The sequence below is a fragment of the Thalassolituus sp. genome, from assembly GCF_984348125.1.
In genome coordinates this window covers 162639-177724 of sequence record NZ_CFHJLR010000005.1, presented here as the reverse complement: position 1 = coordinate 177724, position 15086 = coordinate 162639, and the positions used below count along the sequence as shown (strand labels likewise).

Below are 15086 nucleotides of genomic sequence, written 5' to 3'. Positions count from 1 at the left end.
TTCGCCCCCCGAAAATCCTTATTGGAGAGTGTCCGTGTCTACCCCGTGGGAACTGTATCAGGCAGATCTGCTGCGCGACGATTTTTCATACGACCCAGCTCAGGAGATGGCGGTAAAGCATCTTCAGCGTCTTTACGATGACCTTGTGGCCGCTGAGCAGCGCCGTTCAAAACAGGGAGTTCTGGGGAAGCTGTCGAAAAAGTTGAGCCGGACAAAGCCTGAACCAGAGAAGGGGATTTACTTCTGGGGAGGCGTGGGCCGAGGTAAAACTTACCTTGTTGATACCTTCTACGACGCGTTGCCGTTTAAGCGCAAGATGCGCACACACTTCCATCGTTTTATGCAGCGTGTTCACGGTGACCTGACGAAGCTTGCGGGTGCTAAGAATCCACTCACTGTGGTCGCTGATCAGATCGCTGAGGAAGCACGTGTCATCTGCTTTGACGAATTTTTCGTGTCTGATATCGGTGACGCTATGATTCTTGGTGGCCTGATGCAGGAGCTGTTTGACCGAGGTGTTACTCTGGTTGCGACCTCTAATATCGTGCCTGACGGTCTGTATAAGGACGGCCTGCAGCGCGATCGATTTATTCCGGCTATCAAGCTTCTTAATCAATTTACCGAAGTGGTCAACGTCGATAGTGGCGTTGATTACCGTTTGCGTACGCTGGAGCAGGCTGAGCTGTATCACTACCCGCTCGATGGCGATGCGAATTCCAGTCTGGAGAAAAGCTTTCAGGGACTGATAGCCGACCCGCGCCATGTCGAAGCTAACGCCAGCGTTGAGATTCTTGGGCGCAAAATACCGGCGAAAGCCGTGTGTGATGATATTGCCTGGTTCGATTTCTATGCCCTCTGTGATGGACCACGTTCACAGAATGACTACATCGAACTCGGCAAACTATTTCATGCCGTTATTGTCTCAGACGTGCCCGCTATGGGCTCGAAGAACGACGACCTTGCGCGCCGCTTTATCAATCTGATTGATGAGTTTTACGATCGCGGTGTGAAAGTGATTATGTCAGCCGATGCGTCAATCCCTGAGATATACAGCACTGGTAAACTGGAGTTTGAATTTCAGCGCACGACATCGCGGATGCTGGAGATGCAGTCTCACGATTATCTTGCCCGCGAGCACCGTCCGGACTGATCAGCCTTTCAACTGGTCAAGCCCAAATTTACGGCTGAGTATACGATCCAGCATACGTAGAGGCAGCCAACGCTTCAACAGCGGTAATGCTGTGCTGCCATTTCCAATTCTGATTTCAGGGGCAGGGTGCCCCTGGATGCGCAGTAGCATTTCTTTGGCGAAGGCTTCCGCTGTGGTGGGGTTCTGCTGAGACGCGACCGCCCGTTCCCGGATTTTATCTTCGACTGCCTTAAATAAAGAATCGGGCATGAGTAGGCCGCTGACCCCTGCCAGGGAGTTATCGCCGAAACTGGACTGAATCGCCCCTGGCTGGACTGTAATTACTTCAATACCAAAAGGCGCAAGCTCCATACGCATGGCGTCGCTCAGCGAGTGTAAAGCAGCTTTGGTTGCGCAATAGGCGCCCGAGAAAGGAGTCGTCAGGATGCCAGAAACAGAGCCAATGTTAACCACCTGAGCGTTATCTGAAGCTCTCAGCATCGGTAGCGCTTGTCGCGTGACACTTACAGGGGCAAGTACGTTGGTTTCAAACTGACGGAGAAGCTTCTCGCGGGATAGCTCGGTCACGGGCCCCATCGCGGCATAACCGGCATTGTTGATCAGAAGGTCGATATGACCAAGTCGTGCGCTTACTTCTTCAAAAACACGTTCGATGGCAGAGTCGTCGTTTACATCAAGTGCCATCCGTATGGCATTGTCATGATCAAGGTACTGCAGGTCATCCACATTACGGGCCGTCGCCACAACAGTATCTCCACGAGAAATACAGGCGCGCGCCAGTGCTCTGCCAATACCTGTTGAACAGCCAGTAATAAACACATTTCTCGTGGTCATGTCCGTTTCTCCGTCATGGAATCCGTTGTGCCTTGTTATTGGGGCCCTTCTGCGGCTTCAAGCAAATCCAGGACTTCTTTTCGGATGCTACTCATATCTTTAGGGTTGAAGCCGACGTGCTGACTGTGCAGCTTGCCCTTGTGGTCAATAAGAAAGGCGGTTGGCATACCTCGCAACTGATAGGTTGCTGCCGTTCCTTCGTTATCGAACAGAGTAGGGTAATCAACCGGGTATTCCTTCAGGAAGCGAAGGCCCTCTTCACGCGTTTCATCAACATTCAGAGCCAGAACTTCGAAGCCTCGATCTCTAAGTTCGTTGCGGAGTTCGTTGAGCATGGGTAATGATTTCCGGCACGGACCACACCAGGATGCCCAGAAATCCAGGTAGATAACCTTTCCTCGGTAGTCGCTCAGGGATATCTGGCGTTCTTCGTCCAGCGTGTTCAGAGTGAATTCAGGTGCATTAATCTTGCCTTCTGCGTGAACACAGGCAACCCCGGTGAGCACTACGAGAGCGAGAAGGCGGGTGATTACTTTGATGATCGACACAAAACGCGCAGCAACTGGCATAACAGTTTCCCTGAAAAATTGAGACTGTATTCTGAGCGGTATCCTTGTATTTGACAATCCGGGCTTTTCAGCCAGATCACCTCTTCGGGTGGTTTTCGTTTATGCCCCTGCAGGACTGACAGTGTCGTCTACACTGTAATGAGTATTTGCAGAGGGAATAGGAATGAAATTACAGAAGCCGCTGATTGCGATGCTGCTGGGTTTACTATTGCATTTGGTTGGAATTAGCGACGCGTCAGCACGAGTGGCTTCGATACCGGGTTATTCTCCAGATAACAATGTGCTTGATGTCGCCGAAGCAGAGTCGGGTCAGAATCTGGCTTTTATTACCCGCTACGTTGAGGATACCTCCGGCGACCTGGTGATTGGTGACGAAGAGAGCCTGGGCTGGAAAGCAGCTCGAGAGGACTTATCCTTCGGTTACACCAACTCCGTTTACTGGTTCCGATTCAATCTGACCAACTCCGGTCACAGGCACCTCAGCCGCTTGATCAGTATCTCGTATCCTGTTCTTGATTATATTGATCTGTACCGGAAGACCAACGACGGTAAGTGGCAGCTTATTAGTCTGGGAGACAAGCAGGAATTCAGTGATCGCCTGTTGCCCCATCGTCATTTTCTGATTCCGTTCGAGATCGATCCGGGCGATGTCCAGGAATGGGTCTTCCGGGTAGAAACCTCCAGCTCAATGCAGGTACCTATGACGCTTTGGGATGAGCGTGACTTCTTTGTGCATGATCAGAATCAGCTTCTCGGGCTGGGTCTGTATTACGGCATTATGCTCATCATGGTGTTTTATAACCTCTTTGTGTTTTTCTCAGTTAAAGAGGGGAATTACCTTTTTTACGTTCTTTATGTCGGCTGTATGGCGGGTTTTCTCGGTAGTTTGCAGGGCATCAATTTCCAGTACTTATGGCCCTCAGCGATTCACTGGAACGATCAAAGTATTATTGTGCTGTTATCCGGCGTCATTATTTTTGCCGGCATATTCACGAGAAAATTTCTCTATCTTCATACCGATCAGTCGTTCTTTAATAAGCTGATCGGGCTGCTGATTCTGATTTGTATCGGCATCGTATTTTTGAGTAACCTGGTGGTTTATCACACCCTGATTCGGGTACTGATTGTTGTCGCTATGCTTGCGATGATCGGCGCTATCGTACTTGGCGTAAGGCGTTGGGCTGAAGGGTTTGTCGCAGCGCGTTATTACACCATTGCCTGGACCAGTTTCCTGCTTGGCGGCATCGTTCTCGCCCTTAATAAATTCAACATTATTCCCAGAAACTTCTTTACAGAAAATTCGCTTCAGATCGGCTCTGCAATGGAAGTTATTCTGCTGTCGTTTGCATTGGCCGATCGTCTTAATCAGGAAAAACGTGAGCGTTACGAAGCTCAGATCAGTGCGTTGGAACACGAAAAACTGGCTCGCAAGGCACAGACTGAAGCCCTGGATCAGGAACGTAATGCGCGTAAAGCGCAGGAAAAGGCCCTTGAACACGAGCGGGCTGCGCGGGAAGCACAGGCAAAAGCACTGGATATTCAAAAAAGAGCAACAGAGACACTGGAGCGCCGTGTTCGGGAAAGAACACTGGAGCTTGAGAATGTAAACGAGCAGCTTGAGCGTATGAGTACGACAGACGCACTGACGAATGTCAGAAACCGTCGTTTCTTTGATGATTTCCTGGATCGTGAGTTTGCATTAGCGCGTCACGATATGGCGAACTTTTCCATACTTTTGTTAGATATCGACCACTTCAAACAGGTTAACGATACCTATGGCCACCAAGCGGGTGATGAGATTCTGCGTTGTATTTCCGGGGCTATCAGTGAAACGATCGATAATAAAGATTCGGTCGCAAGGTACGGTGGTGAAGAGTTTGCCGTGGTTCTTCCTGGGATTAATCAGGAGCAGGTTGCATCCATTGCTGAAGCTATTCGCTTGTCGGTAGCGTCTATCAATCTTGACCGCATCGCAGATGGCTTCCGTGTGACTATCAGCGTCGGCTGTCACTCGGCGATTCCAGATGATACTGATAGTCCTGAAATCTGGTTGTCGAAAGCAGATGAAGCGCTGTATCGCGCGAAAGAGAATGGTCGTAATCGTGTGGAGTGCTGGTCGGAGGAAGTTCAGGCGAAGAACTAATCCTCGCCTGTTTAATTTAGTTTACTGGATAGAAGTCTGGCTGGCATATCCCACTCTGAAGCCTCCCCAATGCTTGCCATTAACCCAGATCGGCACTGAAAGGTCATGCATTACTTCGCCAGTGTCACGCTTATAAGTCTGAAGCAAAAATAGTTTTTGGTTACTGCCACAGCGTGACCCTGTGCGATCGTCGAAGATACGCTTGGTACGATTGTTCACCAGGTCTTTGTGGTAGTCACCACTCAGAGGCTGAGCGAATTTTTTGTTATGAGTCGGGAAGTAGCCATTATCATCGACAGCACCAGCATATGCGATGAAGGCGTTACGCTGTAATATCGGCTCTTGGATGTCAGGTAATAGCTCATCAGTAAAGGCATCGAAATCTGTGGAAAATTTCTTGGGATTTGTCCCGGGAATATCACGATATTCGCGGCTGAAGAGGGCGTCGTGTGAGATTTTTCCGCTGGCAATTGCTTGTTCAAATAGTTGACCAATCGCCTCAGCGGCACTGAACGCTTCAGCTTTAACCGTGTCGTGCGGTTCACCTAAATTACCACTACCGAAAGATTCGAAAATGCTCTCTGCGGATTCTGATAGACCGGATGACTTATCAGCAATGGAAGCAACTTCGTTCTCAGTTTCCTGATAGTGGGCTGAAGTTTGTCCGATGATTCCGGAAATATGCTGAATATGCCCGGTATTATCGTTCATGTTTTCGACCAGCGCATTGACGGCATGTTGTATGTTGTCGGCGCGTTTGTTGATTTCAATGAGATGATCATTCAGCTCACGCGTCATGCTGACCCCTTCATCAATTACCTTGATCAGGTTACTGCTGTTGCCTGCTGCAAGTTTCACTTCCTGATTGATTTGGGCGATGGTGGTGCCAATCTGTTCAGTCGCATCTGATGTTTTCCCAGCCAGAGCGCGCACTTCGTCAGCGACCACTGCAAATCCGCGCCCCTGTTCGCCAGCCCGCGCAGCTTCAATGGCAGCATTTAATGCCAGCAGGTTGGTTTGTTCTGCAATGTCATTAATGATGCTGGTTACCTTGCTGATGTTTTCAGATTTGGCCTCGAGATTGGAAATAAGCTCTGCATTACTTTGCACCTGGTCGCGGGTTTCTTCCATTTTCGGAATCGTGCGGTTAATGGCCTCGCTGCCAGCTCGGTTTATCTCCATGGCTTCATTAGTGGCGCGTGCGGCTTCTCGTGTCTGCTCCAGCATATCTTCCATTGTGTTGGAGATACGCCCAGTGCTGTGCACTATCTGTTCACTGTCTTTTGCTTCCTCGTGAATGCGTTGTTGCAGCTTGTTTGCGGCGTATGACATTTCGGCCGTAGAGATGGCGATATGGCCACCGTTTTCTGCAAGGTTCTGTTGGATTCTTCTTGCTGAAGTCAGGTAGTTGTTGATGTCTTGGGTGGCATCTGTAAGCCAGTCCGCGGATGGCTTGATATCGTGTCTGTCGCTTTTTATCGAAGCGGTCAGGTTGCAGATAAGATCGGTCGTTGGTCTCAGTATCAGCCTGTGTTGTAGAAGAGCAGTCGTACAGGTCGCGACAACTGCACTCAGTATTAAAGCCAGTATTGGCTCTGCGCCTGTTTCAAGATTTGCAAAACCCATGACGATTCCGGCTAAGCTGCCGACCAGCACCGACCCAGCGATCAAACGTGAACTAGAAACCATAGAGAACTCTCCGCTTTGTCCTCTTTGGAGAATAGTTCATATGGCCTGAAAGGATATTTGTATGTGTCAGACGGCATAGAAAGTCATGCACCTGCGCGCGTGGCGGGACAGATTGTCAGCGTGCTAAAAACGGATTGCTTGCTAAGAGGAGATAGGGAAGTACCACCGAATGGTGCCGAAGGGGAGACTCGAACTCCCACGGGCGTAAGCCCACTGCGACCTGAACACAGCGTGTCTACCAATTCCACCACTTCGGCAAAAGGGTGTGACGACAATGTCGCCTACAGCACCACCAACACGGTAGGTTGTTGATGGTGCCCAGGGGGAGACTCGAACTCCCACGAGCGTAAGCTCACTGCGACCTGAACACAGCGTGTCTACCAATTCCACCACCTGGGCAAAACAAGATTCTTCTTGCGAAGATTCTTCACTGACCGAAAGATCCGTTGGTACTGAAATATTGGTACCAGAGGCCGGACTCGAACCGGCACACCCGAAGGCGGGGGATTTTGAATCCCCTGCGTCTACCAATTTCGCCACTCTGGCAAATCAGTATCGGTCAGTGGCCGCGTATATTACTCAGTATTTTCTGAACGTCAACAATTTTTTCTAAGTATTTCCTTAACTTAGGAAATTATCTCGGGTAACCTTGCGTCCGGTTTTACGCGCATACTCCGCCCGCTATCCTCAGGCCAAATGAATGAAAACGAGTGACTTCAGCTTCGAGCTTCCTGATCACCTGATTGCCCGACATCCTGCTGCTGAACGCAGTGCTTCGCGGTTGCTGGTATTTGATCCGCAGCAACAACAGATAGACGATCGCATCTTTCGCGATATCGAGTCCCTGATCGAGCCAGGTGATCTGCTGGTGTTCAATAACACCCGGGTGATTCCAGCGCGTTTGTTTGGTGAAAAGGCGTCGGGCGGTAAGCTGGAAGCTCTGATTGAACGCGTTGTTTCTGAACATGACGTTCTGGCGCATCTTCGTAGTTCGCGCTCACCGAAGCCGGGACAGTTGATTTCTCTTGGCGGGGAAGACGCAGAGGTGGTAGGCCGCGAGGGAGCCTTGTTTCATCTGCGCTTTACCTCTGAGCGCCCTGTATTAGATATCCTTGAAGACGTCGGGCACATGCCTTTGCCTCCATATATGGAGCGGGAAGACGCAGAAGAGGATCGCGAGCGTTATCAGACCGTATATGCAGAGAAGCCGGGTGCCGTAGCAGCGCCGACTGCGGGTCTGCACTTTGATGACGGCCTGCTTGAGCGCCTGACAGCGAAGGGAGTGAACTTTGCGTTTGTGACCCTGCACGTCGGTGCCGGTACCTTTCAGCCCGTGAAAGTCGATAACATTCACGAGCATCATATGCATTCAGAGTACATTGAAGTTCCTGAAGATGTTGTCGAGGCTGTCAGGGCGACAAGGGCGGCGGGTAAGCGTGTTATTGCAGTCGGTACGACCTCGGTGCGAAGTCTTGAGTCGGCCAGTCGCAGCGGGGCAATCGAAACGTTTCAGGGAGACTCGGATATTTTTATCTACCCCGGATACGAATTCCGCAGTGTTGATGCCATGATCACGAATTTCCATTTGCCTGAATCGACTCTGATTATGTTGGTGTCTGCGTTTGCCGGTCGTGAAGGAACGCTTGCTGCCTATGACCATGCGGTAGCCAATGAATATCGTTTTTACAGTTATGGTGACGCTATGTTTATGCCGTGTCGCCTGCACCAATCAAGCGGGAGCTGATTATGACTCGTGAATGCTTTATGCAGTTTGAACTGCATGGCACGGATACGCCGAAAGACGAGGGTGGCAGCTTTGCGCGTCGCGGCACCATCACGTTTCCCCGAGGAAAGGTAGAGACGCCTGCTTTCATGCCTGTTGGAACCTATGGTTCAGTCAAAGGCCTGAACCCTGAGCAGGTCGAGGCGCTGGGTGCTCACATTATTCTGGGTAACACCTTTCACCTGATGTTACGTCCCGGCACCGAGATAATTAAGGCGCATGGCGATCTGCATGATTTCATCGGCTGGGATAAGCCTATTCTCACTGACTCCGGCGGTTTTCAGGTGTTCAGCCTTGGCGATATGCGTAAAATCACAGAAGAGGGCGTTACCTTTGCTTCGCCGGTAAACGGTGACAAGGTTCTGATGACGCCGGAAAGCTCAATGGAAGTTCAACGCGACCTCGGTTCAGATGTCGTCATGATTTTTGATGAGTGTACGCCTTACCCGGCAACGACTCAGGAGGCCGCAGACTCCATGCGTATGTCTCTGCGTTGGGCTCAGCGCTCAAAAGACGCGCATGGCGATAACCCATCCGCGTTGTTCGGCATTATTCAGGGCGGTATGTATGAGGACCTGCGGGACGAATCTTTGCAGGGGCTGATGGATATCGGCTTCGATGGCTATGCGATCGGTGGCCTTAGCGTCGGTGAACCTAAAGACGACATGATGCGTATCCTGCGCCATACCGCACCTCAGATGCCAGAAGACAAACCACGCTACCTGATGGGCGTTGGCAAACCGGAAGATCTCGTGGAAGGTGTGCGCAGGGGCGTTGATATGTTCGACTGCGTTATGCCAACCAGGAATGCGCGCAACGGGCACCTTTTTACACACAATGGGGTTGTAAAACTCAGGAATGCCGCCAATAAGACTGATACTGGTCCTATCGATGCTGAATGCGATTGCTACACCTGTAAGAACTACAGCCGTGCATACCTGCATCACCTCGACAAGTGCGGTGAAATTCTTGGTGCAACGCTCAATACCATACATAACCTGCATTACTATCAGACTCTGATGGCCGGTTTGCGCAGTGCTCTTGAAGAGGGTACATTTGCCGCATTCGTTTCAGACTTCTACGCTCGCCGCGGCCGGGAAGTGCCGCCGCTGGATACACCGGAAGGCTGAGACCACAACGATTTTAATTACAGGCGATGCCTGAACATTGGGAGTAAATTTGAATGAAAGCTTTAATGGCGCTGTTTGCTGTTGTTCCTGCAACTGCTTTTGCTGAGGCCGCACCTCAGCCTGCAATGGGCGATGCCTTTTCCTGGGTATTCCTGCTCGGCTTTGCAGCGATCTTCTACTTTATGCTGTGGCGTCCACAGGCAAAACGTCAGAAAGAACACAAAAACCTGATCGAAGGTCTGGCGAAAAACGACGAAGTCGTTACCGCCGGCGGCATGCTCGGTAAAGTGACCAAAGTGACTGAAGAGTTCGCTGTCATTGAAGTGGCTGACGGTGTCCAGTTCCCTGTCCAGAAAGTTGCTGTCACTGCAGTACTTCCTAAAGGCACTATCAAAGAAGTAAAAGCCTGACCAATCCCTGTAACGGCCTCTTCAGAGGCCGTTTTTTATGCTGAAGGAATAGGGCAGTTGTATGCTCAATAAATATCCACTGTGGAAAAACCTCCTCATTCTTGTGGTGGTTGCACTGGCGTTCATCTACGCCGCCCCTAATCTCTACCCACCTGACGCAGCAATTCAGGTAACGCCAGCGCGCGCTGGTGCTGAAATGTCGTCTGCCACCCTGAATAACGTTCGCGAAGCATTGGATGACGCGGGGATCAGTTATTTTGGCGAAGAAGTAAATGGCAGCACCGCGCTGCTGAGACTCGAATCCTCTGACGCACAGCTCCCTGCAAAATCAGCCATCCAGCGTAAGCTGGGGGATGAGTTTGTAGTTGCTCTGAACCTCGCACCGACAACGCCGGACTGGCTGGTCAATCTTGGTGCTGGCCCTATGACGCTGGGCCTTGACCTGAGTGGCGGTGTTCACTTCCTGATGGAAGTCGATATGGATGAGTATGTCTCCGGGCGTATCACGAACTACCGTGAAGACCTGAGAACCAGCCTGCGTCAGGAAGATATTAAATATCGTCGGGTTGTTGTTGAAGGCACTAAGGTTCGACTGAGCTTCCGCCAGGAAGCTTTGCGCAGCGAGGCCCGAACTTTTATTAATCGCAATTACCCTGGTGAATTCCTTCCTCAGGAAGAAGAGGTCGATGGCAACTTCGACCTGATCCTGATGCTCACTGAGCAGAAAGTCCGTGATTTCGAAGATTATGCCCTGAAGCAAAACCTGATGACGCTGCGCAACCGTGTTAACGAACTTGGTGTTGCTGAGCCACTGGTTCAGCGTCAGGGCCGCAACCGAATTGTGGTTGAGCTGCCGGGCGTGCAGGACACAGCTGAGGCCAAGAAAATTCTGGGTAAGGCTGCGAATCTTGAATTCCGCCTTGAAGCAGAACCGGGTGCCAGCCGCTTTGCGACGGAAGAATATAGTTTCCGTGACAACCAGAACCGCACTGCGCGTCTTGAGAAAAAAGTCATTACAACAGGTGACAGCGTCACCAATGCCAGCTCTGGCTTTGATGAGAACAGCTTCCCTCAGGTAAATATCAGTCTCGACAGCAAAGGCGCTGCGCGTATGACGCAGGTGACCAAGAAAGCGGTTCAGCGTCGTATGGCTGTGCTGTTTGTCGAGCGTAAACCGAAGACAACCTACGAGATGGTCGATGGCGTAGAGCAGCCTAAGACGATTCAGGTTGTCGAGAAATCGATCATCTCTCTTGCCACGATTCAAAGCGTCCTGGGCAGTAGCTTCCGTATCACCGGGCTGCAGTCCGCTGAAGCGAATGAGTTGGCATTGCTGCTTCGTTCCGGTGCGCTTGCTGCACCGATGGATTTTGTTGAAGAGCGGACGGTAGGTCCAAGCCTGGGTGCTGAAAACATCGAAATGGGCGCACGCTCTGTGATGGCAGGCCTTGCTCTGGTTCTGATTGCCATGCTCGTGTTCTACCGCGCGTTTGGTTTTATCGCGAATATTGCTCTTGCGGTGAACCTTGTTCTGCTGGTTGCCCTGATGTCGATTATCGGTGCGACCCTCACCTTGCCGGGTATTGCCGGTATCGTTCTGACTGTGGGTATGGCGGTGGATGCGAACGTGCTTATCTTCTCGCGAATACGGGAAGAGCTGAAAAATGGCCGGTCGCCTCAGCAGGCAATTCATGAAGGTTATGACCGTGCCTTCCTGACCATTTTCGACGCCAACCTGACCACGCTGATTGTTGCTGTGATTCTGTTTGCAGTGGGGACTGGTCCGGTTAAAGGGTTCGCCGTCACACTGTCTTTCGGAATCCTGACGTCTATGTTCACTGCGGTCATGGTGACCCGTGCAATGACTAACCTGCTGTACGGTGGTCGCCGTGTAGAGCGCCTGTCGATTGGAGGTAAGGCATGAATACTGTGAACTTTATGCGTTTCCGTCATATTTCGACGGCGATTTCACTAACGTTGCTACTGATTTCGGTCGTTGCTATTGGTATGCGCGGTCTGAACTTCGGTCTCGATTTCACTGGCGGTACGCTGCTTGAAGTGGAATACGAAACCCCAGTTCCTCTCTCTGAGGTGAAATCGGTCCTTGATACCGCAGGCTACCGTGATGTTGTCGTGCAGAACTTCGGTTCTGAGACCGATGTTCTGGTTCGTATGTCTGAGTCCTTCCGTGATGACCTGGGTAACGAAGTTCTCGGGTTGTTGCAGACGAATGTCGAAGATAATTCACTGACATTGCTGCGTAGCGAATTTGTCGGCGCAAGTGTTGGTGAGGAGTTGCGTGATCAGGGCGGTATCGCCATGCTGGTGGCGCTTTTCGTCGTAATGGCCTACGTCGCATTCCGCTTTCAGTGGAAGTTTTCACTCGGTGCGGTCATGGCCTTGTTCCATGATGTTCTTATCATTGTTGGTATGTTTGCGCTCTTCCAGTGGGAGTTTGATCTTAATGTACTGGCAGCCTTGCTCGCCGTTATCGGTTACTCGCTGAACGACACCATTGTTGTCTCTGACCGGATACGTGAGAACTTCCGTATGATGCGTATCGGGTCTCCGGCTGAGATCATCAATGAATCACTGACCCAGACACTGGGGCGGACATTGATGACCTCCTTGACGACCATTCTTGTGCTGCTTGCGCTCTTGTTCCTGGGTGGGGATATCATCCATAACTTTGCATTAGCGCTCACGATCGGTGTTGGCGTAGGTACCTACTCATCCATCTATATCGCAGCGAACCTTCTGCTGGCATTCAATGTCAGTCGCGAAGACCTGCTACCGCCAGAGCTAGAAGAAGAGGGTGACGAGGCTCCTTAGTTTCGGTTTACTATCTTCGGAATGAATAAGAGCGGCCCAGCCGCTCTTGTTGTTCTATCGGTCAGATACTCATACGTCTGTTTTAGACGTACTGTTGTAACGGCGTACGCCATTCATGACTGGCGCGTTGCATTTTACGCCATTTGAATGGTATCAATATGTAACGGGATGGCATGGGGGTGTCCCGGGTAGGGTCGGAACATAAGCTTCGGGATGGAGCAAAACAGGACGTTTGCGGCAAAACTTGTGTCATTAAGGGACAGTTAGCCGGATTTGTCTTTATAACAATAATGAAAGCGGTATGCTGCCGCATTGCTGATTCTCTACTGACCTTTTGGGGGCAAAAGCCAGTGAGCCATCATAATCAGCTATCAGAAGAATAATGAAGGAAGCAGAATGAACGTCAGAACCTTGTTTGCCACTCTGTTTGGTCTTTTGTTTCTGTCGTCCGCAACACTCACTTATGCGGCTGACGATCTCGAATCCCGACGAAACGCAAAGCTCGAAGCAACAGTAATGAACCCCAATCTGCCGCTTGAGAAGCGCATACGTGCGCTCAAGAAATTGCAGAAGGATGAAATGGTTAACGGCCGTATCCTGAGGACGTTCTGTGTCTGGGACCCGCTGGGTAAAACTGGTCCGATTTCCTCGACTGTTGAAGATCAGAAGTTGCGTTCTCTTCATTATGGAATGGACCTCACTGTTATAACTTATCAGGATGAATCTGAGCTTGTCGAGGCGCTTCGCAGCGGCGAAGAATGTGATGCCGCCCTGATTCGTGGTGTTGCTGCAATGGAATTCAACCGTTTTGCTGGCACCATTGAGTCGGTTGGTGGTTTGCAGAGTCGCCAGCAGGTTCAACTGCTGATGCAGGTGATTGCGAATCCGCGCATGGCACAGCGCCTCGGCGATGATAATTACGTTGTACTCGGCCTGGCTACTCTGGGTTCCTCTTTCCGTTACAGTGCCGATCGTAGTAACCGTTCACTCGCCAGTTTTAAAGGCAAAAAGATAGCAACCGAGTCGTTTGACCCCGGGATGGCTCGGCTGACCGAAGCCTTCGGTGCTGATGCTGTGGTCGGCGATATGATGAGCAACGTTCAGAAATACGCCGACAATGAAGTTGCGGGCATGATGTCACCCATTGTCGCCTACCTTGTTATGGGTAGTGGGCAGATCTCGGGTGATGTGGCAATTATTGATACTCCTGTGGCTCAATCGACTATTCAGTTAATTGGCCGTACGGAAAAGTTTCCTCCGGGGCTTGCTCAGATTCTGCGTGAAGACTTCCTCTTCAAGTTCGATAACTATGCACGTCGCGTTGATAACGAAATGGCGCTTGTTCCAGAGTCTTTCTGGGCAAAAGACAGTGCTCAGGATATCGCTGCACTGGAAAAGCATTCTCTGGATGTTCGTCTCAAACTCCGTGAGGAAGGGTATTACGATCCGGCAATGCTCAGGCTGCAACGCAAGATTCGTTGTAAGTTTGACCCTTCCCGTAGCGAGTGCAGTAATTCGAAGGAGTAATCCTGATGTTGTGTGTACAAGCGAACAAAAGGCAGCTCAGGCTGCCTTTTTTAATAATTAACCGTTCTCAGAGCAAAAATGTTCTCGACTGTGCTCTGTTAATTCAAGCACGGCAGAGTGACTGTGACGCCGTTCAGCAACGATGGCGTAGAAGGCTTGCTGTAGTTCTGGGACAGTACCTGCAACGTTGACGTCGTAGCGACGACAGATCTCTTCTGTGATGACTTCCGGCGCAAAAAAGAACCCATGTCCTTCACTGCCAAACGCTTTAAGCAGTGCCGAGTCATCGAATTCTCCGGCAATTCGCATCGAAATTCCCTGGCGTTTGAGCCAGCTCAACAGGTTTGTTCGCATCGTCGATGAAGAGCCGGTCGGTATCAGAAGCGGTGCATCCACGAGACACTCCGGAAATGACTTGCCCTCCAGCAAGCGACCATTAGCAAAGCACGCAAGCCGGCTGGCACCAAGCTCATGGCTGAAGCAGCGTATGTTCATGCCCGGTGGCACGGGGCTATCGGCCAGCACGACATCAAGTCTGTGCACCGCCAGTTCGCCTAGTAAGGTGATCATCTGCTCTTCTCGGCATATCAGCTTCATCTGTGGATTCTTGGCGATGATAGGGGCAAGCAGCTGGTGAGTAATTGACTTGGGCAGGGCGTCTACGATGCCCACCCTGAGCTCTTCGGGGCGTGTAGTCAACCCCTGCTGCATGACTTCCTGCATCTCTTCGCCTAAGCGGAATATGTCTTTGCAGTATTCGTATGCCAGGTGGCCCGCGTCGGTCAGTTCGACGTTACGACCATTGCGGCGCAGTAACGCTTCGCCCAGATCGTCTTCGAGTAATTTGAGCTGCCCACTTATGGTTTGCGGTGTGATAGCAAGGCGGTCTGCAGCCGCCTGAATGCTACCGCTTTCTGCGACCGCGAAAAAATAGTGCAGGTGCTTATAGTTGAGTCTGTGCATACTTCGTAAAAACCGATGTATCATATATAGTTAATACGAATATTATTGTTGTAAAA

General features: G+C 50.9%; 12 protein-coding genes and 3 tRNA genes. 8 read left to right on the top strand and 7 right to left on the bottom strand.

Going from position 1 to position 15086, the window contains the following annotated elements:
• Positions 1-34: 34 nt before the first annotated feature.
• Complete coding sequence (gene zapE, locus AC5E51_RS05645) at positions 35-1150, top strand: cell division protein ZapE (protein ID WP_068444099.1); 1116 nt, start codon at positions 35-37, stop codon at positions 1148-1150.
• Here zapE and AC5E51_RS05640 read toward each other — a convergent pair whose 3' ends face one another.
• Both AC5E51_RS05640 and AC5E51_RS05635 read right to left on the bottom strand, forming a co-directional pair.
• Positions 1151-1984, bottom strand: coding sequence for an SDR family oxidoreductase (locus tag AC5E51_RS05640; protein WP_068444101.1), 834 nt, complete (start codon positions 1982-1984; stop codon positions 1151-1153).
• Positions 1985-2019: 35 nt separating this feature from the next.
• Complete coding sequence (locus tag AC5E51_RS05635; RefSeq protein ID WP_491778248.1) at positions 2020-2553, bottom strand: TlpA family protein disulfide reductase; 534 nt, start codon at positions 2551-2553, stop codon at positions 2020-2022.
• A gap of 163 nt (positions 2554-2716) precedes the next feature.
• Here AC5E51_RS05635 and AC5E51_RS05630 point away from each other — a divergent pair, with 163 nt between their 5' ends.
• A complete protein-coding gene (locus tag AC5E51_RS05630; protein ID WP_491778247.1) occupies positions 2717-4696 on the top strand; it encodes a sensor domain-containing diguanylate cyclase in 1980 nt (659 codons plus the stop codon).
• Positions 4697-4717: 21 nt separating this feature from the next.
• On the opposite strand, the gene AC5E51_RS05625 is transcribed toward AC5E51_RS05630, so the two are convergent.
• The 4 genes from AC5E51_RS05625 to AC5E51_RS05610 form a co-directional block, all read right to left on the bottom strand.
• Entirely contained in the window at positions 4718-6385 is a 1668-nt protein-coding gene (locus tag AC5E51_RS05625; RefSeq protein WP_491778246.1) for a methyl-accepting chemotaxis protein, read from the bottom strand.
• Between the two features lie 170 nt (positions 6386-6555).
• Positions 6556-6642: transfer RNA gene (locus AC5E51_RS05620), tRNA-Leu, on the bottom strand.
• 55 nt (positions 6643-6697) lie between these two features.
• Positions 6698-6784: transfer RNA gene (locus AC5E51_RS05615), tRNA-Leu, on the bottom strand.
• A 62-nt stretch (positions 6785-6846) separates the two neighbouring features.
• Positions 6847-6931, bottom strand: a tRNA-Leu gene (locus tag AC5E51_RS05610).
• 154 nt (positions 6932-7085) lie between these two features.
• Here AC5E51_RS05610 and queA point away from each other — a divergent pair.
• From queA to AC5E51_RS05580, 6 genes are all read left to right on the top strand, one after another.
• Positions 7086-8129, top strand: coding sequence for a tRNA preQ1(34) S-adenosylmethionine ribosyltransferase-isomerase QueA (queA, locus tag AC5E51_RS05605; protein ID WP_297531812.1), 1044 nt, complete (start codon positions 7086-7088; stop codon positions 8127-8129).
• 20 nt (positions 8130-8149) lie between these two features.
• Entirely contained in the window at positions 8150-9298 is a 1149-nt protein-coding gene (gene tgt / locus AC5E51_RS05600) for a tRNA guanosine(34) transglycosylase Tgt (RefSeq protein ID WP_439849039.1), read from the top strand.
• Between the two features lie 53 nt (positions 9299-9351).
• Entirely contained in the window at positions 9352-9708 is a 357-nt protein-coding gene (gene yajC / locus AC5E51_RS05595; protein ID WP_139325749.1) for a preprotein translocase subunit YajC, read from the top strand.
• Between the two features lie 61 nt (positions 9709-9769).
• A complete protein-coding gene (gene secD, locus AC5E51_RS05590; RefSeq protein ID WP_297531806.1) occupies positions 9770-11632 on the top strand; it encodes a protein translocase subunit SecD in 1863 nt (620 codons plus the stop codon).
• Positions 11629-12540 carry a protein translocase subunit SecF gene (secF, locus tag AC5E51_RS05585; protein WP_297531804.1) on the top strand — a complete coding sequence of 304 codons (912 nt, stop codon included), beginning with the start codon at positions 11629-11631 and terminating at the stop codon, positions 12538-12540. The genes secD and secF overlap by 4 nt, the downstream gene beginning before the upstream one ends.
• A gap of 396 nt (positions 12541-12936) precedes the next feature.
• On the top strand, positions 12937-14067 hold the full coding sequence (locus tag AC5E51_RS05580; protein ID WP_491222642.1) for a putative solute-binding protein: 1131 nt from the start codon (positions 12937-12939) through the stop codon (positions 14065-14067).
• A 57-nt stretch (positions 14068-14124) separates the two neighbouring features.
• Here the strand turns inward: AC5E51_RS05580 and nhaR are convergent, their stop codons facing one another.
• Positions 14125-15030 carry a transcriptional activator NhaR gene (nhaR, locus tag AC5E51_RS05575; protein ID WP_068435934.1) on the bottom strand — a complete coding sequence of 302 codons (906 nt, stop codon included), beginning with the start codon at positions 15028-15030 and terminating at the stop codon, positions 14125-14127.
• Positions 15031-15086: the final 56 nt, after the last annotated feature.

What these genes read in the sequence shown, in the direction of transcription:
- AC5E51_RS05635 (WP_491778248.1), bottom strand. Translation starts at nt 2,553, where the DNA reads ATGCCAGTTGCTGCGCGTTTTGTGTCGATCATCAAAGTAATCACCCGC.
- AC5E51_RS05640 (WP_068444101.1), bottom strand. Translation starts at nt 1,984, where the DNA reads ATGACCACGAGAAATGTGTTTATTACTGGCTGTTCAACAGGTATTGGC.
- yajC (WP_139325749.1), top strand. Translation starts at nt 9,352, where the DNA reads ATGAAAGCTTTAATGGCGCTGTTTGCTGTTGTTCCTGCAACTGCTTTT.
- queA (WP_297531812.1), top strand. Translation starts at nt 7,086, where the DNA reads ATGAAAACGAGTGACTTCAGCTTCGAGCTTCCTGATCACCTGATTGCC.
- secD (WP_297531806.1), top strand. Translation starts at nt 9,770, where the DNA reads ATGCTCAATAAATATCCACTGTGGAAAAACCTCCTCATTCTTGTGGTG.
- nhaR (WP_068435934.1), bottom strand. Translation starts at nt 15,030, where the DNA reads ATGCACAGACTCAACTATAAGCACCTGCACTATTTTTTCGCGGTCGCA.
- secF (WP_297531804.1), top strand. Translation starts at nt 11,629, where the DNA reads ATGAATACTGTGAACTTTATGCGTTTCCGTCATATTTCGACGGCGATT.
- AC5E51_RS05630 (WP_491778247.1), top strand. Translation starts at nt 2,717, where the DNA reads ATGAAATTACAGAAGCCGCTGATTGCGATGCTGCTGGGTTTACTATTG.
- AC5E51_RS05580 (WP_491222642.1), top strand. Translation starts at nt 12,937, where the DNA reads ATGAACGTCAGAACCTTGTTTGCCACTCTGTTTGGTCTTTTGTTTCTG.
- tgt (WP_439849039.1), top strand. Translation starts at nt 8,150, where the DNA reads ATGCAGTTTGAACTGCATGGCACGGATACGCCGAAAGACGAGGGTGGC.
- AC5E51_RS05625 (WP_491778246.1), bottom strand. Translation starts at nt 6,385, where the DNA reads ATGGTTTCTAGTTCACGTTTGATCGCTGGGTCGGTGCTGGTCGGCAGC.